General features: G+C 70.9%; 22 protein-coding genes. 10 read left to right on the top strand and 12 right to left on the bottom strand.

Annotated elements, in window-relative coordinates; genetic code table 11:
• The first annotated feature begins 8 nt into the window (after positions 1-8).
• Both spt and CV103_RS12675 read left to right on the top strand, forming a co-directional pair.
• Complete coding sequence (spt, locus tag CV103_RS12680) at positions 9-1,214, top strand: serine palmitoyltransferase (RefSeq protein ID WP_015457633.1); 1,206 nt, start codon at positions 9-11, stop codon at positions 1,212-1,214.
• 57 nt (positions 1,215-1,271) lie between these two features.
• The gene (locus CV103_RS12675; RefSeq protein WP_015457634.1) at positions 1,272-3,260 is read left to right on the top strand and encodes an ATP-binding protein; all 1,989 of its coding nucleotides are present in this window, start codon (positions 1,272-1,274) and stop codon (positions 3,258-3,260) included.
• A gap of 18 nt (positions 3,261-3,278) precedes the next feature.
• On the opposite strand, the gene CV103_RS12670 is transcribed toward CV103_RS12675, so the two are convergent.
• A complete protein-coding gene (locus tag CV103_RS12670; protein ID WP_146163427.1) occupies positions 3,279-4,157 on the bottom strand; it encodes a hypothetical protein in 879 nt (292 codons plus the stop codon).
• Between the two features lie 147 nt (positions 4,158-4,304).
• Here CV103_RS12670 and CV103_RS22460 point away from each other — a divergent pair, with 147 nt between their 5' ends.
• Both CV103_RS22460 and CV103_RS12660 read left to right on the top strand, forming a co-directional pair.
• On the top strand, positions 4,305-4,481 hold the full coding sequence (locus CV103_RS22460; protein ID WP_015457636.1) for a hypothetical protein: 177 nt from the start codon (positions 4,305-4,307) through the stop codon (positions 4,479-4,481).
• A 43-nt stretch (positions 4,482-4,524) separates the two neighbouring features.
• A complete protein-coding gene (locus tag CV103_RS12660; protein ID WP_146163426.1) occupies positions 4,525-5,034 on the top strand; it encodes a hypothetical protein in 510 nt (169 codons plus the stop codon).
• 18 nt (positions 5,035-5,052) lie between these two features.
• Here CV103_RS12660 and CV103_RS23080 read toward each other — a convergent pair whose 3' ends face one another.
• Positions 5,053-5,184 (bottom strand): hypothetical protein, encoded by a 132-nt coding sequence (locus CV103_RS23080; protein ID WP_269078700.1) that lies wholly within the window; start codon positions 5,182-5,184, stop codon positions 5,053-5,055.
• 171 nt (positions 5,185-5,355) lie between these two features.
• Between CV103_RS23080 and CV103_RS12650 the strand changes: the two genes are divergently transcribed.
• From CV103_RS12650 to CV103_RS12640, 3 genes are read left to right on the top strand one after another with little or no spacing between them, the layout of a single operon-like run.
• The gene (locus CV103_RS12650; RefSeq protein WP_041864788.1) at positions 5,356-6,057 is read left to right on the top strand and encodes a response regulator transcription factor; all 702 of its coding nucleotides are present in this window, start codon (positions 5,356-5,358) and stop codon (positions 6,055-6,057) included.
• On the top strand, positions 6,054-7,415 hold the full coding sequence (locus CV103_RS12645; protein ID WP_107395124.1) for a FecR domain-containing protein: 1,362 nt from the start codon (positions 6,054-6,056) through the stop codon (positions 7,413-7,415). Before CV103_RS12650 ends, CV103_RS12645 begins: the two co-directional genes overlap by 4 nt.
• Positions 7,412-9,727: a CHASE2 domain-containing protein gene (locus CV103_RS12640; RefSeq protein ID WP_107395123.1), complete on the top strand. Its 2,316-nt coding sequence runs from the start codon at positions 7,412-7,414 to the stop codon at positions 9,725-9,727. Before CV103_RS12645 ends, CV103_RS12640 begins: the two co-directional genes overlap by 4 nt.
• Positions 9,728-9,740: 13 nt before the next feature.
• Here the strand turns inward: CV103_RS12640 and CV103_RS12635 are convergent, their stop codons facing one another.
• From CV103_RS12635 to CV103_RS12600, 8 genes are all read right to left on the bottom strand, one after another.
• Positions 9,741-10,100: a thioredoxin family protein gene (locus tag CV103_RS12635; protein WP_236626850.1), complete on the bottom strand. Its 360-nt coding sequence runs from the start codon at positions 10,098-10,100 to the stop codon at positions 9,741-9,743.
• A gap of 105 nt (positions 10,101-10,205) precedes the next feature.
• Positions 10,206-10,526: a thioredoxin TrxA gene (gene trxA / locus CV103_RS12630; protein ID WP_015457642.1), complete on the bottom strand. Its 321-nt coding sequence runs from the start codon at positions 10,524-10,526 to the stop codon at positions 10,206-10,208.
• A gap of 53 nt (positions 10,527-10,579) precedes the next feature.
• A complete protein-coding gene (addA, locus tag CV103_RS12625; protein WP_107395146.1) occupies positions 10,580-14,002 on the bottom strand; it encodes a double-strand break repair helicase AddA in 3,423 nt (1,140 codons plus the stop codon).
• 4 nt (positions 14,003-14,006) lie between these two features.
• Positions 14,007-16,994, bottom strand: coding sequence for a double-strand break repair protein AddB (addB, locus tag CV103_RS12620; RefSeq protein WP_107395145.1), 2,988 nt, complete (start codon positions 16,992-16,994; stop codon positions 14,007-14,009).
• Between the two features lie 32 nt (positions 16,995-17,026).
• Entirely contained in the window at positions 17,027-17,788 is a 762-nt protein-coding gene (locus CV103_RS12615) for a nucleotidyltransferase family protein (RefSeq protein WP_015457645.1), read from the bottom strand.
• A 3-nt stretch (positions 17,789-17,791) separates the two neighbouring features.
• The gene (locus CV103_RS12610; RefSeq protein ID WP_015457646.1) at positions 17,792-18,778 is read right to left on the bottom strand and encodes an aminoglycoside phosphotransferase family protein; all 987 of its coding nucleotides are present in this window, start codon (positions 18,776-18,778) and stop codon (positions 17,792-17,794) included.
• Positions 18,775-19,242: a tRNA (adenosine(37)-N6)-threonylcarbamoyltransferase complex ATPase subunit type 1 TsaE gene (tsaE, locus tag CV103_RS12605; RefSeq protein WP_107395122.1), complete on the bottom strand. Its 468-nt coding sequence runs from the start codon at positions 19,240-19,242 to the stop codon at positions 18,775-18,777. The genes CV103_RS12610 and tsaE overlap by 4 nt, the downstream gene beginning before the upstream one ends.
• Positions 19,239-21,587 (bottom strand): sensor histidine kinase, encoded by a 2,349-nt coding sequence (locus tag CV103_RS12600; protein WP_107395144.1) that lies wholly within the window; start codon positions 21,585-21,587, stop codon positions 19,239-19,241. The genes tsaE and CV103_RS12600 overlap by 4 nt, the downstream gene beginning before the upstream one ends.
• A 161-nt stretch (positions 21,588-21,748) precedes the next feature.
• Between CV103_RS12600 and CV103_RS12595 the strand changes: the two genes are divergently transcribed.
• Entirely contained in the window at positions 21,749-22,054 is a 306-nt protein-coding gene (locus CV103_RS12595; RefSeq protein WP_139181737.1) for a hypothetical protein, read from the top strand.
• A gap of 329 nt (positions 22,055-22,383) precedes the next feature.
• On the opposite strand, the gene CV103_RS12590 is transcribed toward CV103_RS12595, so the two are convergent.
• Complete coding sequence (locus tag CV103_RS12590; RefSeq protein WP_211314392.1) at positions 22,384-22,800, bottom strand: NIPSNAP family protein; 417 nt, start codon at positions 22,798-22,800, stop codon at positions 22,384-22,386.
• 214 nt (positions 22,801-23,014) lie between these two features.
• On the opposite strand from CV103_RS12590, the gene CV103_RS12585 reads away from it, so the two are divergent.
• Together CV103_RS12585 and CV103_RS12580 are read left to right on the top strand one after the other, a co-directional pair.
• A complete protein-coding gene (locus CV103_RS12585; protein WP_015457651.1) occupies positions 23,015-23,257 on the top strand; it encodes a hypothetical protein in 243 nt (80 codons plus the stop codon).
• Positions 23,258-23,339: 82 nt separating this feature from the next.
• A complete protein-coding gene (locus CV103_RS12580) occupies positions 23,340-23,597 on the top strand; it encodes a hypothetical protein (RefSeq protein WP_015457652.1) in 258 nt (85 codons plus the stop codon).
• A 7-nt stretch (positions 23,598-23,604) separates the two neighbouring features.
• Here CV103_RS12580 and trmB read toward each other — a convergent pair whose 3' ends face one another.
• On the bottom strand, positions 23,605-24,297 hold the full coding sequence (gene trmB, locus CV103_RS12575) for a tRNA (guanine(46)-N(7))-methyltransferase TrmB (RefSeq protein WP_107395121.1): 693 nt from the start codon (positions 24,295-24,297) through the stop codon (positions 23,605-23,607).
• Between the last annotated feature and the right edge of the window lie 74 nt (positions 24,298-24,371).

Genomic DNA, 24,371 nt, shown 5'->3' with positions numbered 1-24,371 from the left:
ATAGAGCGATGACCGACCTCTTCTCCAAGTTCGACGCGCTCATCGCCGAGCGACAGGCCCTGCTCGACACCGGCGTGCGCGATCCCTTCGCCATCGTCATGGACGAGGTGAAATCGCCGACGCTGGCGATCATCCAGGGCAGGCCGACCATCCTGCTCGGCACCTACAATTATATGGGCATGACCTTCGACCCGGACGTGATCGCCGCCGGCAAGAAGGCGCTCGACGATTTCGGCGCGGGCACAACCGGCAGCCGCGTGCTGAACGGCACCTATCAGGGCCACAAGGCGTGCGAGGATGCGCTGAAGGAGTTTTACGGCACCGCGCACGCCATGGTGTTCTCCACCGGCTATCAGGCCAATCTCGGCATGATCTCCACCATCGCCGGCAAGGGCGATTATGTGGTGCTGGATGCCGACAGCCACGCTTCGATCTACGACGGCTGCGGCCTCGGCAATGCGGAGGTCGTCCGCTTCCGCCACAATTCGGTGGAGGATCTGGACAAGCGCCTCGGCCGCCTGCCCGCCGACGCGCAGAAGCTGGTGGTGCTGGAAGGCGTCTATTCCATGCTCGGCGATATCGCGCCGCTGCCGGAGATGGTCGCCGCGATCCGCAAGCATCCCAATTGCATGATCCTGGTGGACGAGGCCCACGGCATGGGCTTCTTCGGCCCCAACGGCCGCGGCGTCTATGAGGAGCTGGGGGTCGAGAAGGATATCGATTTCGTCGTCGGCACCTTCTCCAAGTCGGTCGGCACGGTGGGCGGCTTCTGCGTGTCCAACCATCCGAAGTTCGAGGTGCTGCGCCTCGTCTGCCGGCCCTATGTGTTCACCGCCTCGCTGCCGCCATCCGTGGTGGCGACGGCCGCGACCTCGATCCGCAAGCTGATGCATGCCGGCGACAAGCGCGCGCATCTGTGGAAGAATTCCAAGCGGCTCCACGCCGGCCTGCGGGAAATGGGCTTCACCCTCGGCACCGAGACCGCGCAATCGGCGATCATCGCGGTGATGCTGCCCGATCAGGAAACCACCGTGCGCATGTGGCAGGCCCTGCTGGAACTGGGCGTCTATGTGAACATGGCGCGCCCGCCGGCCACGCCCGCCGGCACCTTCCTGCTGCGCTGCTCGCTCTGCGCCGAACATTCGGACGATCAGGTGGGCGACATTCTCGATCGCTTCCGCGCGGCCGGCCAGGCGGTGGGCTGCATTTCGTAAACTCCGCCTTAACCGGCCGTTGCCAAGCTTCGGGGTGCTGGCTAGTCTCGCCTGGACATGGGGAGAGAGGGCATCGAAGCCACGGACGAAGGGGCGCTGCGGGATGCTTGGCGTCGCGGCCTGGCCAGCGTCACGGCGCTGGCCGCGGCGGCGGCGCTGATCGCGCTCGTCTTTCTCGTCGCCTCCTCCAATCGGGAACGCGATGCGGCGCTGCAGCGCGAACGGCACAGCTACGAACTGGTGATCGTCAGCCGCGCGCTCGATGCCGCGCTCGCCCGGTCGGAGGCCGCGCTCGGCCGCTACGTGGTCAGCTCCGACAAGCAGACCGGCGCGCTCTATTATGACGAATGGCGCCGGGCCGGGCGCCTGCTCAACCGCCTGCGCGAGCTGACCCGCGACAATGCCGAACAGGCGGCGCTGGCGACCGAGCTGGCCCAGCTCTACGAAGCGCGTGGGCGGGAGCTGGCGGCGCCGGCCTCGCGATCCAATTACCGGCGCGGCTGGGAAGCGGTGGGCCTGTTCTACCAGGCCGGCCAGGCGGCCAGCCTCACGCGCATCACCGCCATCCTCACCAAGATCAGCGATCATGAACGCGCCGTGCTGCGCCAGCGATCGCAGCTGGCGGCGATGTCGGCGGAACGCTCCAACTATCTCGCGGCCCTGCTGTCCGGGCTGGGCGTGCTGCTGGTGCTGGCGGCGATGGGCCTCGGCTGGGCGACGGTGGGCGCCTTCACCGAACGGCGGCTCGCCCGGCGCGACGCGCTGGCCGAGGCGGAGCGCGCCGAGACGCTGGAACAGGCCGTCGCCGAGCGCACGCGCGAACTGCGCGAGGCCAATGAATCGCTCCGCCGCGAAGGGATGGAACGCGCGGCCGCCGAGGCCCAGCTCCGCCAGGTGCAGAAGATGGAGGCCGTGGGCCAGCTCACCGGCGGGATCGCGCATGATTTCAACAATATGCTGGCGGTCGTCGTCGGCGGGCTGGATCTCGCGCGGCGCCGGCTGGATCATGAGGCGCAGGAAGTCGGCCGCCATCTCGACAATGCGATGGAAGGCGCCAATCGCGCCGCCGCGCTCACCAAGCGGCTGCTGGCCTTCGCACGCGCCGAGCCGCTGCTGCCCGAGGGGCTGGACCCGGCCGGGCTGATCGCCGGCATGTCCGACCTGCTCGATCGCGCATTGGGCGAGCGCATCCGCGTGCGGCTGATCCCGGCCGAGAACGTATGGCCGGTCTGGTGCGATCCCAGCCAGTTCGAAAATGCGATCCTGAACCTCGCAGTCAATGGCCGCGACGCGATGGACGGCGAGGGCGACCTAACGATAGAGGCCGACAACGTCACGCTCGGCGCCGGCGAGGTGGGCCACGCGCCGGCCGGCGATTATGTGCGCATCGCGGTGACGGACACGGGCATCGGCATGTCCCCCGAAGTGCGCGACCGCGCGTTCGAACCCTTCTTCACCACCAAGCCCGTCGGCAAGGGCACCGGGCTGGGCCTCAGCCAGATATTCGGCTTCATCCGCCAGTCCGAAGGCGAGATCGCGATCCGGTCCGCCCCCGGCGAAGGCACTACCGTCACTCTCTATCTGCCGCGCCACATCGGCGCCACGGGCGTCGACCGCGATCGGACGCGCGACAATGTCGTCGCCGTGGCACCGGCCGATGCCGCCGGCGCGACCATCCTCGTCGTGGAGGACGATCCGCGCGTGCGCACCGCCACGGTCGGCGCGCTGGTGGAACTGGGCTACCGCCCCCTTCCCTGCGGCAGCGGCGAGGAAGCGCTGGGGCTGCTGGCCGGCCACCCGGAAATCCGGCTCGTCATCACCGACGTGGTGATGCCGGGCATGACCGGACCGGAGCTGGCCGAGGAGATCGCCCGCCGCCATCCGGCGCTGGGGCTGCTGTTCGTCACCGGCTTCGTCGGCGAGGCGGGAGAGGCCGGCCAGCTCACCGGCCGCGACGTGCTGCGCAAGCCCTTCACGGTCAGCGCGCTGGAAAGCGCCGTGGCAGGGGCACTGGCCCGCAGCACGGCCGCGCCCGACGCCGCCTGACCCCTGAACTCCGGAATTTCAATCGGGGCTGCAGCGCCGCCGGCTGACGGTGCGGTCGCCATCCTCGCCGCCGCGCGCGAGGATCACGGTGTTGCGGCACGCGGCCGCGCCTTCCATCTCGGCCGGCCCGACCACCACAAAGCCGCTGAGACCGTCCTCGCGCCATGCCTCCGCCTCCCCCGACGCAAAGGCACGGGCCATCGCCGCGCGCACCGCCGGCCGCCGCTCCAGCGGAATATCGGGCGCGAAGGGCTTGCTCGCGTCGGTTCGGGCCGGCGCAGGCGCAGCGGGATATAGCAGCGGCTTCGGCGCGCGCGGCGCGGCAGGCCCGGCATCCGTCTGCGCATCCCGGCGGGGCGGCGGAGCGGCGACGATCGGCCTTGCGGAGGATGCTTCGCCCCGAGGGGGCATGATGGCAACGGGCGGCGCCTGCGGCGGGGCGGGGGGCAGGCTCAGCACCAGCGTGTCGCGCGGCACCGGCCGGTTCGCCGCCCACCAGGCGCCGACGGCGGCGATGCCGGCCATCAGCGCCGCCGCGCAGGACAGGCCGATCGCGAGGCGCGAACGGCGGATATCCGCCTGCTGCGGCAGCTCGCGCCGCGCCACGAATCGCCAGCGCCGATCGCTGCTGACCTGCCGTTCGCGGCGCACCACCACCGAAGCCCGCGCCGATCCATCGGGGCGGAGCCGGATATCCCACTGCTCCTCGACCCGCGAATAACTGTAGACGAGGCCGCCATTGGCAGCCGGCGGGCCGATTTCGGGCGGATCATCCTCGGCGAGCAGCAGCTCGCCCGCCCCGGCGAAGCGCGCGGGCGTGCCGGCCGGCCGCATGGCGCGATCGGCCAACGGCGTGCCGTCATCCACCGGCCTGTCTCCGCCCGATCGCCGCCGCATTCCCCCTCCCGCGCCAAACGCGAAGCGCGGCTAATAGCATTCGTGACCGCGAAAGCCAAAGCGAGACGGGCAACGCGGCCCCGCGCCATGGCATCTTCCATCCCCATGGGCTGGAATCCGGCGGCGAGTGATGGCAAAGGAGCCGCCATGTCGCAGTCCCCTAATAGCCGCGCGCCACGCGCCACCGGATCGATCCTCGCCTTCGCCATCCTCGCCGGCGCGGCGGTGGGCAGCATCCTGGGCCAGCCTTCCGCCGGCCTGCTGGCCGGCGCCGCGATCGGCGCGGCGATATCCGTCGCCTTCTGGCTGAAGGATCGCCGCTGAGGCAGCATCATCTAACGTCTCGTCACAAAAAGGGGGAATATCCATGCACTTGCGATCGGCCTTGAAGGCGTTTGGCGCCGCACTCATCATCTGCGCGCCAGCCCTTGCCCAACCGGCCGACGACGGGAACGGGGATAGCGAGGCCATCAACCTGATCTGCACGGGGCGGGGAGAGAAGCTGGCGAGCGGCTATACCAGCAGCCTGGAATGGGATCGCTACGATCACAAATACCGGACGCGCAGCGGCTATGAAACGAGCATGCGGGGCTTTGAATCTGCCGTCACGCTGCAGATTTACGGGAATGACGGGCGCATCCGGCTGCCCGAGAAGCTGATCCCGCCGATCAATTCCGGCGGAGACCATCGCCATTGGTGGCAGCTCGACGATCTTATCGTCGGCCAGAACGAAATCAGGGCCAGCTACCGGCTGAACGGCCTGAACAAGCCCAAGATACGCATCGATCGTGAGACGGGCGAGATCAACATCAAGGGCACCGGCCAGGACTTTTCGGGCACCTGCGAGAAGGTCGATCCCGGCCAGCGCAGATTCTAGCGGACGGCGGGGTGGCCTTCACGCCACCCCCATCAATATCAGCAGCACCAGCAGGTAAAGCCCCGCGACCAGCGCGGCCCTGTGCCTGAAGCCTCGATCCTGTTGCGGCCAGATCGCCGCCAGCGTCCGGCGGACGCCCCTTTTCCGCATCGTCTTTCGCCAGTCCGCGCCCGCCGGGCGGTGCCGCCCACGCGGCGCCAATGCCATGGCGGTGGGCGCCAAGCTTGTGAAAGATTGTAAAATCGTTGGCTAACGCCTTCTTTACGCCTCATGCGGCCCTAGAGGGGGTTCGGGTTTCATGGAGGGGCGTGGCGGATCGACATGAGAATCGGGATATTGGACGATGAACCCACGCTGGCATCGCATGTGGAGGCAATCCTCACGGCGGCCGGCCATAGCTGCATGATCTTCAACAGCGGCCGCCGGCTGCTGAACGTCCTTCACCACGAGACTTTCGACCTTCTGATCCTCGACTGGAACGTGCCCGATTTCTCCGGCCTCAACATCCTGGGCTGGATGAAGGAGCATATCGAGAAATATCCCCCGGTGATCCTGCTCACCAGCCGATCGACCGAGGAGGATATCGTCGACGGGCTGCGGGCCGGCGCGGACGATTATATCGTGAAGCCGGTGCAGGCCGCGATCCTCGTCGCCAGGGTGGAGGCGGCGCTGCGCCGCGCTTATCCCGCGCCGCCGCCCGCCAATATCGAGACGTTCGACGATTATGTCTTCGATCTGGGGCAGGAACGGGTGACGCATGCCGGCCGGCCGGTGGCGATGACGGCCAAGGAATTCCTGCTGGCGCTGCTGCTGTTCCGCAACATGCACCGCGCGCTTTCGCGGGCCTATATCTTCGAGGCCCTGTGGGGCCGCAGCCCGGACCTGCCAACGCGGACGCTGGACGCCCATGTCTCCAAGATCCGCAGCAAGTTGAATCTCCGCCCCGAAAATGGTTACCGGCTGGCCCCGGTCTATGCCTATGGCTATCGGCTGGAAAAGCTGTTGCGAGAGATATCGGGATGAATGCACTGAGGCGGGCGATCGGCCCCGCGGCCCTGCTGTGGCCCGCCGCAATGCTGTGGAGCCCGACGGCGCAGGCCGCGCCGCCTTCCTCCCCGTCCGCCCCGGCGCAGGCCGCCACGGCCAGCTATGTCGCCGTGAAGGGCGACAATCTCTACGTCATCGCCGAACGCTATCTGACCCGGCAGCGGGACTTTGCCGTGGTGCAGCGCCTGAACCGGATCGCCGATCCCTATCGCATCCCGATCGGCCGGACGATCCGCATCCCCGTGGCCCTGCTGCGCGAGGAGCTGGTGTCCGCCAGCGTGCGCGCCTTCAGCGGCCCGGTGACGATCGCGGTCGCCGGCCGGCCGGTGAAGATCACCCCCGGCCTGCCGGTGAACGAGGGCGCCGAGATCGAGACCGGGGCCGATGCCTTCCTCAGCCTCCGGCTTGCGGACGGATCGACCGTCGCCATCCCGTCGCAGAGCCGGGTGCGCATAGAAAGGCTGCGGCGCACCGCGCTGACCGGCACGGTGACGCGGAGCTTCGAAATCCGGCGCGGCCGGGCGGATGCCGTGGTCGCGCCCATGAAGGACCCCGGCAGCAGCTTCCACATCTCCACGCCGGTCGCGGTGTCGGCCGTGCGGGGCACCGCCTTCCGCGTGGCCTATGACGCCGATGGCGCCCGCGCCGCGACCGAGGTGACGGAGGGCACGGTGGGCTTTTCCGCCCCCGGCAATCCCGCCGCGACGCTGGTGGGCGCGGGTTTCGGCGCCATCACCGAAGCCGACGGGATATCGGCGCCGATCGCGCTGCTGCCCGCGCCCGCGCTCGCCGATCCCGGCCGGGTGCAGAATGAGAGCGACCTCACCTTCCGCATCGTGCCGCAGGCGGATGCCGCCGCCTATCGCATCGCCCTCGCCCGCGATGCCGGCTTCCTCGATATCGTCCGCGAGAAGGAAAGCGCGACGCCGGATGCAATCCTGCCGCCGGTGGCGGACGGCACCTATTTCGTCCGCATCGCCGCGATCGACGGCCACGGCCTCGCCGGCCTTGCCGAAACCTATGCCTTCGAACGGCGGCTGAACATGGTGCGCACCGCAATGACGGAGAAGCGCGCGGGCCGCGACCGCTACTACCAGTTCGGCTGGCAGGTGCTGGGCGAAGGCGCGCACCGCTTCCGCTTCCAGCTCGGCCAGTGCGAGGGCGATGCGCCGCCGCTGGTGGACGAGATCGGCCTCGACAGCCAGAGCGTCACCCTGCGCAACCTGCCCGCCGGCACCTATTGCTGGCGGGTGATGTCGCTCAGGATCGGCGACGGCAAGGCGGCGGGCGACTGGTCCGCGATGGAACGCTTCCACATCGCATCGGCGCGATGATCCGGCCGGCCGGCGCTTCGCGGCTCCGCGCCGAATGGTGGCTGGTGGCGCTGATATCCACGCTGCTGACGATCCTGCTGACGGCCGACCGGACGGCGATCCGGCTGGACAATCTGATCTATGACAATCTGCTGCGCCTCACCCGCCGGGCGCCGCAGCCCGATATCCTCCTCGTCACCATCGACAATCGCAGCCTGAAGGAAGTCGGCCCCTGGCCCTGGCCCCGCGCGCGCCACGCTGCGCTGCTCCAGCGGATCGACGCCGCCCGCCCCCGCGCCATCCTCTATGACGTGTTGTTCGTGGAACCCGGCGCACCCGCCGACGATGCCGCGTTGGGCCGGGCGATGGCCAGCGTCGCCGCGCCGGTGATCGTGCCGCTGCTGCTGAGCGCGCCCGGCAGCAACGGCGCCGCCTTCGACGACATCCAGCCCATCGCCCCCGTCCGCGCGGCCGCCGCCGGCATCGGCCATGCCAGCCTTGCCTTCGATGCGGACGGGCTGGTCCGCCGTTTCTGGCCGGCGGTGGGCGACGCGCGGCATGTCTGGCCGCATCTGGCGGTGCTGGCCCATCGGCGCGATCCCGCCGTGGCGGAACCCGGCCGGAATCCCGCCTTGCCGGAGGATGGCCCCCAGATGATCGCCTTCGCCGGGCCGCCGGGCCATTTCCCCACCATATCGGCCAGCGCGGTGCTGCGGGGCGAGGTGCCGGCGGACTTCATCGCCGGCCGCACCATATTGGTGGGCGCCACCGCCGATGGGCTGGGGGATCAATATCCCACGCCCTTCGCCGGCCGTAAGGGCGTGATGTCCGGTGTCGAAATCGTCGCCAACGTGCTCGATTCGATGGAGGCGGGGCGGACGATCCGACCGGTGGAAGGCATCCCCCTGCTGATCGGGTCGCTGCTGCCGCTCTGGCTGCTGCTGGCGGGTTTCCGCATGCTCAGCCCCCGGCGCACCGTGCTGCTGCTGGCTGGCATCGTCGCGCTGGTCACCGCCGTCGTGGCGGGGCTGCTTTTGGGCGGGATATGGTTCGCCCCGGCTTCGGCGCTGATCGCGCTGGCCATCATCTATCCGCTCTGGGGCTGGCGGCGGCTGGCGGCGGTGAGCGCCTATATGGTGCGCGAGCTGGAGCGGCTGGGCGGGGAGCCTGCCATCCTGCCTTATGCCCGCGCGCGGCCCCGCGCCACGGACGTGGTCGACCGGCAGGTGCAGCTTCTGGAAGGGGCGATCGCGGACGTGCGCGATCTGCGCCGCTTCGCCACCGATCGCCTGCACCAGATGCCCGATGCCGTGTTCGTCCTCGATCCCACCGGCGCCGTGCTGCTGATGAACGGCGATGCCGAACGGCTGTTGCGCAGCCTCGCCCTGCCCGGCGGCGCCGGCATGGGCATCGCCGGCCTGCTCGCGAAACTGCGTCTGGCGGGCGAGCCGGAAGGCGCGACGCCATCGCTCCCTTCCACCGCCCCGGCCGATGCTACCCAGGCCGACGATGCGCCGGTGGAAGCCATCGCGCCCGACGGACGCTGGTTCGACATCCGCTTCGCCCGCCAATATTCGGGCGACGGCACTGCCGCCGGCTGGATCGCCCGCTTCATCGACATAAGCGCCGCCAAGGCCGCGCAGCGCCAGCAGGACGATCTCCGCCAGCTCCTCACCCACGACATGCGGTCGCCCCAGGCATCGATCCTGGCGGTGATCGACAACAGCAAGCCTGGGGAAGTCAGCGAAGAAATCGGTCGCCGGATCAGGGGCTATGCCCAGCGCACGCTCGATCTAGCCGACGGCTTCGTCCAGCTCGCCCGCGCGCAGACGCTCGCCTTCGTGAAGGAGGAGATCGACCTTGCCGAGATATTGATCGACGCGGTGGACGATCTCTGGCCGCAATCCTCCGGCCGGGCGATCGCGATCGCGATCGAGGGCGAACGGAACGACCTGATCGTCGCCGGGGACCGATCGCTCCTCACCCGCGCGCTTATCAACCTGATCGACAATGCCATCAAATACAGCCCGGATGGCGGCCGCATCCTCTGCCGGCTCGATCGGGCGGAGCGCGATTCGGGGCCGGTGGGCCTGTGCGCCATCCGCGATCAGGGCATTGGCATCGCACCGGACCAGATCGCCCTGCTGTTCGAACCCTTCCAGCGCGCGCCCGGCGCGGACGCCGCCCATATCGACGGGGTGGGCCTGGGCCTCGCCTTCGTCCGCACGGTGATGGCGCGCCACGGCGGCACCATTCGCTGCGAAAGCCGGCCGGGCGAAGGCACGACCTTCACGATCGAACTGCCGCTAATGCCTCCTGAAGCGGCGGACTGAACGGCCGCCCGCGTCAGAGCGGGATGTGCGCGCTTTTGGCGATGAAGGCGCGCAGGTCTTCCCGCGCGGTGGCGCCGACCATGCCGCCCACCTGCTCGCCATCCTTGAACATCAGCAGGGTCGGCGTGCCCTCAACCCCGAAGGCTTCCTTGGTGTAGGGATTCTCGTCGATATCGAGGCTTACGATGTCGACCTTGCCGTCGAGTTCGCCGGAAAGCTGGTCGATCCACTGCTCGACCGCGCGGCAGGCGGCGCAATTCTTGCCCTGGAACAGCACCAGCACCGGCCGCTCCCCTTCCAGGGCGATCTGGAAGCTGCTCTTCTCGCTGACGGGACGGATCACCTCCGCCGGCGCGGCCGCAGGGAGGATCATCAGAAGGCTGAAAAGCAAGGGGCGAAGCATGGCCGTCTTTGGCCACAGCTCCGCCCCGCTTGCAAGTCGATGTCTTTACGGCAGGCTCGATCGGGTGGCCCGATCTTAAAGCTCGCCCTCCAGCCAGCCCTTGAGGTGGCTCTTGGGTGCCGCGCCGACCTTGGTGGCGGCAGGGGCGCCGTTCTTGAAGAGGATCATCGTCGGGATGCCGCGCACGCCATATTTGCTGGGCGCATCGGGATTGTCGTCGATGTTGAGCTTGGCGATCGTCACCTTCTCGCCGAGTTCGTCGGAGATTTCCTCCAGCGCCGGGCCGATCATCTTGCACGGCCCGCACCACTCCGCCCAGAAATCGACGAGCACGGGGCCGTCGGCATTCAGGACATCGCTGTGGAACGAAGCGTCGGTAACGGTCTTGGTGGCCATGCTGGCAGACTCCTTGGTGTTCCGGAACGATGTAGGCAGCGCCGCCGCCTTCCTCAACGGGCAAGGGGCAGGTTTTGCTCCTCGGGGGTCAAGCTCGGCTTGTGACGCGCCAGCAGGTCGGGCGGCAGCACGATCATGCGCGGACCGCCGGTGTAGAGGAGCGCGGCATCGATCCGGTGGCGGGGGAATACCACGGCGAGCGCGGCGGCATAGCCCGCCATCTGCCGCAGATGGTGGTCCGGCACCGCTTCCAGGCCGGCGGGCACGCGCCGGCCCGTCTTGAAATCGACGATGCGCACGGCCCCGTCCCGCACCAGCAGCCGATCGACCGTGCCGGCCACCACCCGGCCCTCCACCACGGCGGCGATCGGCGCCTCGGCCAGCGAATCCGGGCCGAACACGTCGGCGAAGGCGGGATCGGCGATCACGCCGCAGGCATCGGCTGCCAGCCGCTCGCGCAACGCCGCGTCCGTTACGCCGGCCGAATGTTCCAGCCAGGCGAGCGCCGCCACGTGCCGCCGGTCGGCCGGCAAGGCCGGCAGCCGTTCGAACAGGGCATGGAGCCAGGTGCCGCGCCGGGCGGCTTCCTGCATCGTCGGCGTCGGCGGCGGATCGGCCACCGCATCCAGCCCCAGCGAGGATGGCGCGAGCGGCCGGGGCGGCTGCGCCTCGCGCGGCGCGGGACGGCGCAGCCATTCGGGCTGGGCGAAGGGGATGGCGGCGCGCGGCGCGCGTGCCCGCCCGCCGCGCGCGGCGCCGCCGCGATGGTGGCGCGCCTCGCCCCATTCGGGATCGGGCTCGGCAACGGCGCCCAGCGCTTCCATCGCGTCCGCCAGCGCGCGATACCAGCTTGCCGGCGGCGGCGCGCCCTTCGCCTTCGGCCCCAGCGCGCCGCCGATCACCAGCCGTTCCTCGGCCCGCGTCGCCGCCACGTAGAGCAGCCGCCAATGTTCCTCCATGTCGCGCCGCCGGGCGCGCTCGACATCCGCGGCCATGCCGCCGCCGGCCAGTTCCGCCTTGCGCGGGCGGAAGACGGGGACGGAAAGCCCCTCCTCCATCGTCCAGTCCAGCCCGCGGACCGGCGAGGCGGAGGGATCGCCCGTGGCGTCCGCCAGCACGACCACCGGCGCCTGGAGGCCCTTGGAGCCGTGGACGGTCATCACGCGGACGGCATCCATCGGCGCGGAGGGATCGCGCTTGATTTCGACATCGCCGCGATCGAACCAGTCGATGAAGCGCTGGAGGGAGGGGGTGGCGTCGCTTTCGAACTGGAGGGCGGCGTTCAGCAGCTCCTCGATCGGGTCGCGGGCCTCGTGGCCGAGGCGGGCGATCAGGCGGCGGCGGCCGTCGAGGGGGCCGGAAAGGATATGCTCAAGGAACCGGTAAGGAGTGGTCAGGTCCGCGATTCCCAACAAGTTGGAAAGCGCATCGCGCGCGGGGGCGAAGCGATCGGCGGCGCGGAGCGCCTGCCACAGGCTGCCCTTGCGGCGGAAGGCGACGGCGTAGAGATCGTCCTGCGAAAGGCCGACCAGCGGGGAGACCATGAGGCCCGCCAGGTTCAGATCGTCTTCCGGCTGGAGGACGAAGCGGACGGCGGCCAGCAGATCGCGCACGGCGAGCGGAGCGGTGAGCCGCAGGCGATCGACGCCGGCCACGGGCACGCCTTCGGCATGGAGGCGGGCGACGATCAGCGAGGCGAGCTCCCCCCGCTTGCGGACGAGGATCAGCAGGTCTTCCGGCCGGAACGGGCGACCGCGCCCGTCCACCCAGAAGGGATCGTCCATCCACTGCCGCACCTGCCGGGCGAGCCGGGCGGCGAAGGCGCGGGCGGCATCGTCGATCCAGCCTTCCTCGGCATCCTCCTCCTCCGCCGATCCGGCGGCGACCGGCGGCCACAGGGTGACGACGCCGGGCCGCCCCTCGCGCGCGCTGAGATGGCGGGGCGGCGGCCGATCGAGGCCCATCGCCTCATGCCCGAGATCCGCGATCAGCCGATCGACCACATCCAGCACCGGCGGGGTCGAGCGGAAGGAGCGATCGAGCGAGAGCTGGTGGAACTGCCGGTCCGCCTCCCGCGCGCGATGATCGAACACGCGGCTGGCGGCGAGGAAGGCGGCGGGATCGGTGCCCTGGAAACCGAAGATCGCCTGCTTGAAATCGCCGACCGTGAAGATGGTGCGATGCGCCGGATGCCGCGCGCCCGCGCCCGCGAAAAATTCACCCGCGAGCGCGGCGACGATCATCCATTGGCGGACATTGGTATCCTGCGCCTCGTCCACCAGGATATGATCGATCGCCTGATCGAGCTTGTAGCGCACCCAATCGCCCATCCCCTCCGTCTGGAGCAGGCGCACGGCCGAGCGGATCAGATCATCGAAATCGACGACGCCGGCCACCCGCTTGGCATCGGCATAGGCCCGCGCATAGGCCTGGCCCGCGCGCAGGCCGGCCGCCAGCAGATCGGCGAGCTGCGCGCGCAGGCGCAGGCCGATCAGCGCCGCGCAGGCATCGCCCACCCGCTGCGCGAGATCGGCATAGGCCGGCTCCTCCGCGAGCAGCCTGGCGCTGGCCTTGCGCGGCTCCCCCGTCCTGGTGAGCACCACGGCGGCGAGATCGTCGAGCATCGCCGCGCGCGCGCCGGCGGAGGCGGCGAGGAAGGCCGCGCAGGCATCCGCCGCCTTCAGCCCCGTCGCCGTGCCCCAGGCGGCATTGGCGCGGGAGACGGCATGAACCGCCGCGACATCGAAGGCGGCATCGGCGCAGGCCGCGGCGATCGCTTCCTCCACGTCGCCCAGCGGCACATCCAGCGCCATGCGCACCCGCGCGGCGACGCCCGGCCCCAGCGCCTCCATCGCCTCTGGCGCGCGGGCGCAGGCCATCAGATAGGATTCGGCCTCGCTTTCCCCCAGCCGCCGGCTGAGCGCCTGCACATCGGCGATCAGCCCAAGCTCGCCGCCGGCCTCGGCCCGTTCCAGCATCTCGCCCAGCACGCGCCGGGCGAGCGCGGATTCCTCCCGCCCCTCCAGCGGGCGGAAGCCGGGGGCCAGCCCGGCCTCGTCGGGAAAGCCCGCCAGCAAGGTCTGGCAGAAGGCGTGGATCGTCTGGATGCGCAGGCCCCCGCCCGGCGCATCGAGCACGCCGGCGAAGAGCGCGCGGGCGCGGGCCACCGCATCGTCATCATGCGCGGCGCCCAGCGCGAACAATTCCTTGCGCAGCTTCGCCTCGTCGAGCCGCACCCACCAGGCGAGGCGGGCGTGGATGCGCTCCGCCATTTCCGCGGCACCCGCCTTGGTGAAGGTGAGGCAGAGGATGGTTTCCGGCCGCGCGCCGCCCAGCAGCAGGCGCAGCACCCGCGCGCTCAGCACATGCGTCTTGCCGGTGCCGGCCGATGCGGACAGCCAGACGAGCTTTTCGGGATCGGACGCGATCGCCTGATCGCCGAGCAGCCGATCGAAAGGGCGGAGACGATTGGCCATGCCCCTATGCCTCCCCTTCCGCGCCGCCGCCGTCGCGGCCCAGCCATTCATCGAGCCGCATCAGCTGATCATAATCGGCATAAGGCGAATATTCGGGGTGCAGCCTGGCGGTGAACGGCGCCTCCCCCGTCAGCCAGCGGCCGGCGGCTTCCGTGAACACGCTGGCGGCGACCGTGGTGAAATCTTCCGCCGCGATCGTCGCCGAACGGCCGCTATTGGGGCTGGCGACATGGCCGAGATCGCCCGCCTTGGCCGCGAGCGACCAATATTCGAACGCCGCCGGCACGCCTTCCACATCCTTGAACCCGCCCTTTTCGGCGATCAGCCCGAGCAAGCCCAGCTGCATGGCGAAGCCCGCCGCCACCTGCGCGGTGCGGGGCGGCTGGCCGGTCTTGTAATCGACGATGGCGAGGCCGCCGTCGGCGAGGCGATCGATCCGGTCGGCCGTGCCGTAAAGGGCGATGCCCGCCACGTCGGCCTCCCCGAAGATTTCCGAGGCGATCGGCACGCGGCCGGCGGCGCGGCCTTCGGCGACGGTGCGGCCCACCCATTCCACCGCCTCCATCAGCCGGGGCGTCCAGAGCGCGCGCAGCACGGGATGGGCCGCGGTTTCATCCAGCATCGCGCGGGCGCGGGGCATCAGCCTGGCGGGATCGCAGCCATCCTCCTTCAGCCAGGCATCGAACACGCGGTGGACGGCGCTGCCCCGCCAGGCCGGGCCGGGATCGGCATCCACCGCATCCAGCCGCGACAGGCCCAGCATGGCATCGGCATAGAAAGCGAAGGGATCGGCCTTCAGCCGATCGAGCCGGGTGACGGCGATGCGGCGCGGCCGATCCGCCACCGGCGGGCATGGCGCGGGGCGCGCGGCGGGCGCGGGTTCGCCCGCCGGCCGATCGATGGCGCGCGCCCAGCCCTTCAGGCGCGGGTGGCGGGTGATGCCGCCGGTCATCGCTTCCAGCCGCAGCCACAGCCGCGATGCGATGGCGGGCGCGCGGGCATCGCGCCGCGCGCGCGTCACCAGCACCTGACGGGCGCCGAGCGCGCAGGCGAAATCATGGGAGGCGAGGCCGATCCGCCGTTCCAGCCCCGGCAGGCCCAGCGCGGCGCGCATGGCGGGCGCCAGCCACGGGTCCGGCGCGGGCGCGGCCGGCCATACCCCTTCGTTGAGCCCGCCCAGGATCATCAGATCCGCCTGTTGCAGCCGCGCTTCCAGCAGGCCCCAGATGAAGATGCGCGGATGCCCGCCCTGCGGCGGCCGCACCGCCGTGCCATCCATGAGCTGACGGAGGATGCGATGGATATCGTCCGCCCCGGCGCGCGCGGGGCCGAGATCGGCCGCGCTTTCCAGCGCGGCGACCAGATCGGCGGCGGCGCGCCCGTCCGGCCCACTCCACGCCGCATCGCCGGCCAGCGCGCTCGCCGCCTCGCGGATCGCGGCGATCAGCGCGCGCGGGCCGGCCCCGGCATCGGCGAAGGCGGCCTCCAGCGGGGCGAGCAGGGCGGCGGCGGCCGTCCACCAATCCGAAGCGGGCGCGCGCACCCTGCGTTCGCGCGCGTCGCCTTCGCCCAGGTGGCGGGTGATGCCGGCCAGCCCCGCCGCCGGGCGCGGCCCGCGCAGGGCGCGATCCAGCCGGCGCGCGCCTTCCAGCCAATCCAGCCGCTTGTCGCCCGCCTGCACCAGCGGATGCTTGAGCAATGCGAGCAGCGGCACCGGCGCGAACCGTTCGGCCGCCGCCTCCGCCAGCGCGAGCAGCAGCCCGCCGGCCGGCGTGGCGGTGAGCGGCCGGCCGGCGGAATCGTCCGCCTCGATGGCCCAGCGGCGCAGATGGGCGGAGACGCGGCGGGCGAGATCGCGATCGGGCGTCACCAGCGCGGCCGTCCGCCCCGCCGTCTCGGTCGCTTCGCGCAGCGCGATGGCGATGGCCTGCGCTTCCTCCGCCGGGCTGTCCAGCTCCAGCGCGCGGACCCCGCTCAGGCGGCGATCGGCGGGCTTCAGCGTCGCCCATCCGCCGGTGAGCGGCGCCGGCGTCATCGCATGGCCGATGGCACGGGTGCGCGCGGCCGGCGCATCATGGCCGCCGCCCCGGCGCCACAGCCGCACCTCGCCGCGCCCCACGCCCATGCGATCGAGCAGCAGCTTCAGATGGAATTGGGGATGGGTTTCGATCGAGCGCCGCCGGCGCCCGGTTTCGGGATCGGGATCGTGCGGGCCGAGCATGTCCCATGCGTCCGCCGGCATGGCGAGATCGAGGCCGGGGAACACAACCATGCCTTCGGGCGCCAGCGCGATCGTGCGCAGCAGCCGCGCCACCGCCGGAGCCGAGGTGGTGATGCCCGCCGCGACGACGAAGCCCGCCGGCACCCCCTGCCCCCAGCGGCGCGCGGCGCGATCGAGCAGGCGGTTGCGGCGATCGGCGGCGTCGATCCGGCCGCGCGCGGCCAGCTCCCTCGGCCAGCGTTCCAGCACCAGCTCCAGCGTGGCGAGCGCCGCCTGCCAGTGGTGGGCGAGATCGGGCTCGGTCGCCGGATCGATCAGCCGGGCGAGCCGCTTCGGCTCCTTATCCTCGACCAGAAGCTGATCCAGCGTGCGGGCCAGCTCCGCCGCCAGCCGCACCGCTTCGGCCGCCGGCGCGGGATCGCCCGTGGCGGCGCGCGCATCGGCGACCAGCCGGGCGAGGATCATCAGCCGATCGAGCGGATCGACCGCCGGCGGCAGCGGATCGCCATCGGCGGGATCGAGCAGGCCGCCCAGCCGCTCGTCCAGCTCCGGATCGCCGATGGCGACCAGCCGGGGCAGCAGCAGCCCCTTTTCGGCACGGCGCACGAAAGCATCGGTGACGGCACGGACGGCGCGGTTGTTGGGCAGCAGCACGATGCCGCGCGCCAGGCCCAGCGGGCTATCGCCGAAACGGGCGATCAGCCCGGCCGCCAGCGCATCGGCGAAGGCGCGATGCGGCGGAATGGTATAGACGGCGGGCGCGGCCGCCATGCCCGTCCGCCCCGCGTTCATCGCGCCCCCGCTCACCCCGTCGCCAGCAGGGCTTCGGTCCGCGCGATCGCGGCCGGCGTGCCGACATCGAACCACAGGCCCTGATGGACGACGCCGAAGGCGCGGCCGGCCGCGATCGCCCGATCCCACAGGATGTTGGTGGAGAAAGGCCCTTCCGGCGCATCGGCGAACAGGCGGCGGGAAACGAGCTGGATGCCGGTGAACACGAAGGGCGCCACCTTGCCCGGCCGCCGCCGCGCCAGCCGCCCGGCCGCATCCATGTGGAAATCGCCCAGCCCCGAATGGCAGTGCGCGCGGGCCTGCGGCACCACCAGCAGCAGCGCGTCCATCGCCGCGTCATCCCAGCGCTGGTCGAGCAGGCGGATCGCGTCCACCGGGCCATCCACCCAGAGATTGTCGCTGTTGACGACCAGGAAATGATCGTCCTCGATCAGGGGCAGCGCCTTTGCCACGCCGCCGCCGGTTTCGAGGAGCTGCCCCCGCTCGTCGGAGATCAGTATCTCCATGTCGCCGGCCATGCGGCGGAGATGCGCCTCCAGCGCATCGGCGAGATAATGGACGTTCACCACCACGCGCCGGATGCCGGCGGCGCGGAGATGATCCAGCACATGATCCAGCAGCGGCTTGCCCGCCACCTCCACCAGCGGCTTCGGCCGGGTGGCCGTCAACGGCCGCATCCGCTTGCCGAGGCCGGCGGCCATCACCATCGCCGTGCGGATATGCGTGGCACCCGCATTGGGGCGCAGCGACAGGGGCTTGGCATAAAGGGCCATGGATCAGCCTTTCCAGTGCGCCGCCCGCGCCGACGCGGGCACATTGGCATCGAACCAGCGGGCCACCGGCGCCAGCGCCGGATGGGCGAGGTTGCGCTCCAGATAGCCCCAGACGCGGGGCTGGTAGGCCAGGTAGCCGGCCTTGCCGTCCCGCCGCCACAGGCGGGTGAAGATGCCGAGGATCTTGGTGTTCCGCTGCGCGCCCAATATCTCGTAATGCGCGCGGAAACCTTCGGGATCGATGCCGGGGCGGGCCGCGAGATATTCGGCCAGCATCGCCTCCTCCAGCGCGGGCGAAACGTCGCGCCGGGCATCCTGGAGGAGGGAGACGAGATCATAGGCCGGGTGGCCGGCCAGCGCGTCCTGGAAATCGAGCAGGCCCAGCCGCTTCAGGCCGGGGCGATCGAGCAGCAGCAGATTTTCGGCATGATAATCGCGCAGCACCAGCACCGGGGCGTCGTCCACCGCCACCAGCACCTCGCCCCACGCCGCCTCCCAGGCGGCGTCGAAGCCGGCCTCGTCCACCGTCAGCCCCACGGCGGGGGCATACCATTCGGTGAACAGCCGCACCTCGCGCGTCATCACCGCCGCGTCATAGGCCGGCAGGCCAGCCGGCGCGGCATCCCCCGCCAGCGCCGCGAGCACGCGGATCGCATCGGCATAGATGGCGCGCTCCGGCGCGGGATCGGCGCGGAGCACGGGGCCGACCAGCCGGTCGCCGAAATCCTCCAGCAGCAGCAGGCCCCGATCGCGGTCCACCGCCAGCGCCTGGGGGGCGGAAAGGCCGCGCGCGTCCAGCTCCGTCGCGATCGCGAGGAAGGGGCCGATATCCTCCTTGTCCGGCGGCGCGTCCATCAGCACCGCGCTGCGGCCCGGCGCCACGACGCGGAAATAGCGGCGGAAGCTGGCGTCACCGGCCAGCGGCAGGATTTCCGCCCCTCCCCAGCCATGGCGGGCGAGGAAATCGGGGGCGGCGGCGGGAGGGATCATGCGGCGGAAAACTCGCTCGGGGGCCAACGCCCCTCCCATGCCGCGGGCACCGCCCAAGTCAAGCGGCGCGCGCCGTCCGGCGTCGTCTCCAGGGTGAGGTGGAGCGTATCGGGCCACAGGCGATCGCCCAGCCGCTCCGCCCACTCGATCAGCAGCGCGCCGCCCTCCAGCGCCTCGTCCAGCCCCAGCTCGGCCGCCTCCCCGGCATCCTCCAGCCGGTAGAGATCGACATGCCACACCGGCAGCGAGACGTCCGGCCGGTCATAGGCCTGGACGATCGCGAAGCTGGGCGACGGCGCCTCCTCCGCCAGCCCCAGCGCCGCCAGCGCGCCGCGCGCGAGGCTGGTCTTGCCCGCGCCGAGATCGCCGTGCAGCGCCACCACGTCGCCCGCGCGCAGCAGCCGGCCCAGCGCCGCGCCCGCCGCCTCGGTGGCGGCGACATCCGCAAGCGGCAGCCCCGTCATTGCACCCTCGGCAGGTTGATGATGAAGGTCGATCCCTCGCCGGGTTCGGACACCAGCTCCAGCGTGCCGCCATGGGACTGCACGAACTGGCGGGTGAGCGGCAGGCCCAGCCCAGCCGCCGGCCGCCCCTCCGCCGCCCGCTCGCCCGGCGTGCGGTGGAAGCGGCTGAAGATCCGGTCGCGATCCTCGGCCGCGATCCCCTCGCCATTGTCGGAAACGACGATCCGCGCGCTCGTGGCGTCGCCCCCGCCCTGCAGCAGGATGCGCCCGCCCGCCGGCGTGTAGAGCACCGCGTTGCGCAGCAGATGGTCCACCGCCTGCCGCAGCCGGCGCTTGTCGCCCGTCACCCTGCCCACGGCGGCATCGACCTGCACGGAAAATTCCAGCGGCCGCGCCTTCGCGGCATCGGCGATCGCGGCGGCGGCATCGCGCAGCAGGGCTTCGAGGTCGACGGGATCGTCGTCCATCTCCAGCCCGCCCGCCTCGAAATCGGTGAGGTCGAGCACGTCGTCGATCAGCGCCCCCAGCCGCGCGACCGATTCGAGGATCGCCGCCACATAATCATGGGCCACGGGCTCCAGCGCGCCGGCATAGCCGCCCGCCAGCATCTCGGCGAAGCCGCCGATCGTCGTCAGCGGCGTGCGCAGCTCATAGCTCATGCTGGCGACGAAGGCGTTCTTCAGCCGGTCCGCCTCCTCCAGCGCCTCGTTGCGATCGCGCAGCATCCGTTCGATGCGGCGGCTGTCCGTCACGTCCAGCATGGTGAACAGCGCATTGCCGTCCGGCAGCGGCACGGCGGCGAATTCGAAATTGCGGCCATCGGCGAAGGCGACGTTGCCGGAACGCTGCTGGCGCTCCACCGTGGCGATGCGCACCAGTTCCCGGATCAGGCTGGCGCGCGCCGGGTTGACCAGCCGGCGGGCGACGACCTCCACCAGCGCGTCCACCCTGGGGTTGCGCGCCAGCTCCGCCTCCGAAAGCTGCCACACATCCTTGAAGCGGTTGTTCCAGAGCTGCAACCGCCCGTCCGCCGCGAACACGCCGATCGCCTCGAACAGATTGTCGAACATCGCGCTGCGCACCCGCAGCAGCGTATCCCGCGCGCTGGCGAGCTGGATCTGCTCGGTCCGGTCCTCGAAGATGGTCAGCAGGCCGCCATCGGGCATGGGCTGGGCGACGACGCGCAGATGGGCGCCGCCGGGCAGCAGCCAGCTTTCCTCCACCGCCTCGCCCGCATCCTGGAACCAGCCGCGCCGTTCCTTCTTCCAGCCGGGGAAATCGCGGCTTTCCGGCGCGCGGTTCGCCTCGCGCATCCGTTCCAGCACGCGATCGAATTCGGGCCGGTCGGCCAGCCATTCCGGCTCCATCGCGAACATGCGCTGGAAGGGCTGGTTGCAGAAGGCCAGATGCCGGTCCGCGCCGAACCGGGCGACACCGGCGGAAAGATGATCCAGCAGCACGCGCTGGGCGCGGGCGAAGCGGGCGAGGTCCGCGCGCGCTTCCTCCAGCTCGCCCACGTCGAAGGCGTAGCCGGCCACCCCGGCCTCGCCCAGGGGCACATCGACGATGCGCACCATCCGCCGTTCGCCGGCGATGGTGGCGGGCACCGTGCGCACGCGGGGCTCGGCCCCGTCGCGCGCCGCCGCCGCCGCCGCCATCGGGCCGATGCCGTCGCTCGCCGCCTCCACCAGCTCCAGCCCGCGCGATATCACCTCGGCCGCGTCGCGCCCCTCCACCGCCTCCACATAGCGGCCGTTGACCAGCGCCAGCCTGAGGTCCGGCCCGCGATGCCACATCGGGAAGGGCGCCGCCTCGATCAGCGCGGAAAGCGATTCCAGCGCGCGCGCCAGCCGGCCGGCGCCGTCGCGCAGGCGGGCGATCTCCTCCTCGCTGTCGGTATTGTCATAGAGCCACAGCACCACCCGGCCGGCCGCCATGCCCGGCCGGCCGCGCGCCACCAGCACGCGGGTCGATCCCCGGACGCGGAAGGTGCGGTGGAAGGGCGCGCCGCTGCGCTGCGTCGCCCGCACCGCCTCCGCCAATGCCTCCGCATCGGCCGGCTCCAGCCCGCCTTCGGGGCCGCCAAATTCCTCCACGGTGCGCGGCACCACGGAAAGGCCCAGCCAGTCGGCCAGCCTTTCGCCGGCATCGATCCGGCCATCGGGCTCCACCAGCACCGGAACGGCGGGCGCCCCGGCGACAAGCTCGGCATAGCGATCGCACGCGGCCTCCGCGATCGTCGCCCGCGCGGCGCGGCGCAGGCCGACCACGGTGGCCCAGCCGGCCGCCGCCAGCCAGGCGGCGCCCAGCCCCGCGACAAGCGCGGCCGCCCCCTGGCTGAGCATGATCATTGCCGGCCTCTCGCGAAAAGACGCGGGCCGTCTCCCCGTGCGAGACCCATGGCATTGCCTTAAAGCCTGATCGTCCCCGGTTGAAGCGCAAAGCGCGTCATGGGAACATGGCGTCACAATCGCACCCTGCGATGAAGCGGATGGAGGGATCGGCCATGCCCGGCAGCGACGATCTGGAATGGACGGATACCGACCTCGATCTGATGCAAAGCATGGACGCCGCCGGCATGGCGCCGGACGTGATCGCCCGCCGGCTGGGCCGGAGCGAGGCGGCGATCCGCGATCACCTGCCGATCGTGCGCGCCCGCACCGGCGCCGTGCCCTATCCCGGCGAAAGCCCCCGCCGGCCGGGACAGGACTGGCAAGGCCCGGACGAGGAAGGCGACGTCCCCCTGCCCGACGGCCGCCGCGCGGACGACCCCGCCGCCTGGGTGCATATCGATCCGCCCGAGCGGGATTAGGACGGATCACCATCGAGGGCGACGGGTTTCCGGCCAGGCGGAGAGGCCGCCACCCTGACTTGTTTCAAGGTCCATCGCGCGACAGGCGGGGCACAGGAGGCCGGCGCGGCTCATCCTTGGGCGCGGCGGGCTCGATGGGGTCGATGGCGCCCGGCACAATGGATTAGCTGCGTCGGCCTCCGGCTCCCACCTTCGCAGGAATGACGATGGGGCTGGTGGAATGCCCGCTCTCCTTGGCATTCCGGCCCATCGGGCACGCCGCTCCGTGAGTCCGGTCGAGCGCGCCGATGCGGAGAACAGGCCATCGGACCGGCATGTCGTGCGGTTCGTCAGGGAAGCGGGGGCGAATAGTCCGTCAGCGCCAGCGCCTCGCTGGCGGTATCCTCCACCAGCGTGCCGTATCGGGCGGCCGTTTCGCGTTTGATCCTGATCCAGTCGGGGTCGGCGAGGAAGGCGCGCCATGTTGCCGCCTTCGTCCCTTCATCCTTCCAGCGCAGCAGATAGACGAATTCGGGCGCTTCGGGGGTTCCGCCATCGGCGGTGAAGACGATGTCGAACCCATATTTCTTCATGATCGGGATGCACTGGTCGCGGAAGCGGGCGTGGAAATGCGCCTTGTTGGCGGCCGGGATGCGATAGGTGCGCAGTTCGTAGACGGGCGGGGCCGCGCCCTCGCTCGCCGGGACGGGGGCAAGCGGCGCGAGCAACAGCGCCGCCATGCAGAGGAACCGCGCAACCGCCTTCATGCCCCGGATTGCATGGCAATTCGCGATCCGATGCAAGGCGCGGCCGGCCCTTCCGTCGCAGCTATGGCTCGCCACGGCCGATCGCCGGCGATCAGGTTCGGTGCCCTCCCCCGTGGCGGCATGGGCGCCTCGACCGCTATCGGATGGCGCGCGCCCGTGCTATGAATCCCGGCCGTGCCCAGGCTCTCCCCGCACCCATGCACGGAGTCCAGACATGGCTACGTTCATCACCGCCCAGGTCTTTCAGCGCGCCGCGAGCCAGGTGGCCTGGTTCTGGAAGCTCGGCACCGGCGATGCCTATTGGGGCTTCACGGTGCGCCCCGCTGTCGTCCTGCGATCGGCCACGCTCCGCTGGGAAACGCTCTACACCTATGTCGACGGCAGCGGCCAGACCGAGGTGATGGAGACGCGGGCGTCGGACGACATGATGATCATCTTCGCCGCGCTGCGCGCCTAGGGCCGGCAGATCCCTTGTTCAACACGATCCCGGGGCCGGATGACGATGCCATCTGCCCCGAAATCGGCCCAGGAGACCGGAAATGCCGAAGGAACTGCATGCCGTGCACGATTCCCGTGGCGTCATCATCGCCGCGTCGATCGTCGACCGCGACAATATTTCCGCCGCGCCGGTGCCGATCCCCCAGCCCGGCGAGGGAACGGCCTATGCGCTGATCGCGCTCGAGGGACGCGAGGCCGAGATGGCGCTGGACCTTCTGTGCACGACCTTCCGCATCGACCCGACGGGCAAGCGCCTGATCGCCGACATCCCCCCGCCCCAGGCGGAAGCCGGGTCCTGACCGCCGCCTATCGGCGGATGTAGCGGAAATACCAGACCTCGTGGCCGATGCGGCGGGCCTTGGCCTCGTAGCGGGTTTCGGGCCAGTCGGCGGGACGTTCCAGGAAATCGCGGGGGGTTTCGGCCTGCCAGACGAAATCGGGGCTCTGGCCCATCACCATCATGCCCCAGCGGCAATAGACGGGATGATCGGTGCCGAAGCGGAATTCGCCGCCCGGCTTCATCTTGCGGGCGATCAGCGCGATCGGGCCGGGATTCATGAAACGGCGCTTGGCATGGCGGGCCTTGGGCCAGGGATCGGGATGGAGCAGCCAGGCGCGCGTCAGCGAGGCATCGGGCAGGCGTTCCAGCACGTCCAGCGCATCGCCCATGTGGATGCGCACATTCTCCAGCCCCTCGCGCTCGACATGGCCGAGCGCGCCGACCACGCCGTTCAGGAAGGGCTCGCAGCCGATGAAGCCATGATCGGGCCGCATCGCCGCCTGCGCGGCCAGATGCTCGCCGGCGCCGAAGCCGATCTCCAGCTCCAGCGGGCGCCCCTGCCCCGCCGGATCGCCGAACAGCGTCGCGGCATCGACCGGCCCGGCTTCCGGCACCGCGACGCGCGGCAGCAGATCCTCGACAAGGGCGGCCTGGCCCTGGCGCAGCTTGTGCCCCTGGCGGCGGCCATAGAGGCGGCGGATGGTGGATGGGTCGTTCATGCGCCCGCCCTCTACCGGGGAGGGCGGCAAGACGCCAGCTTCCGCGTGGCGTCGCGCCGGAACCTCGCCCGACC

It is taken from the genome of Edaphosphingomonas fennica, from assembly GCF_003034225.1.
GTDB lineage: Bacteria > Pseudomonadota > Alphaproteobacteria > Sphingomonadales > Sphingomonadaceae > Sphingomonas_E > Sphingomonas_E fennica.
This window is presented reverse-complemented; position numbering and strand designations above follow the sequence as displayed.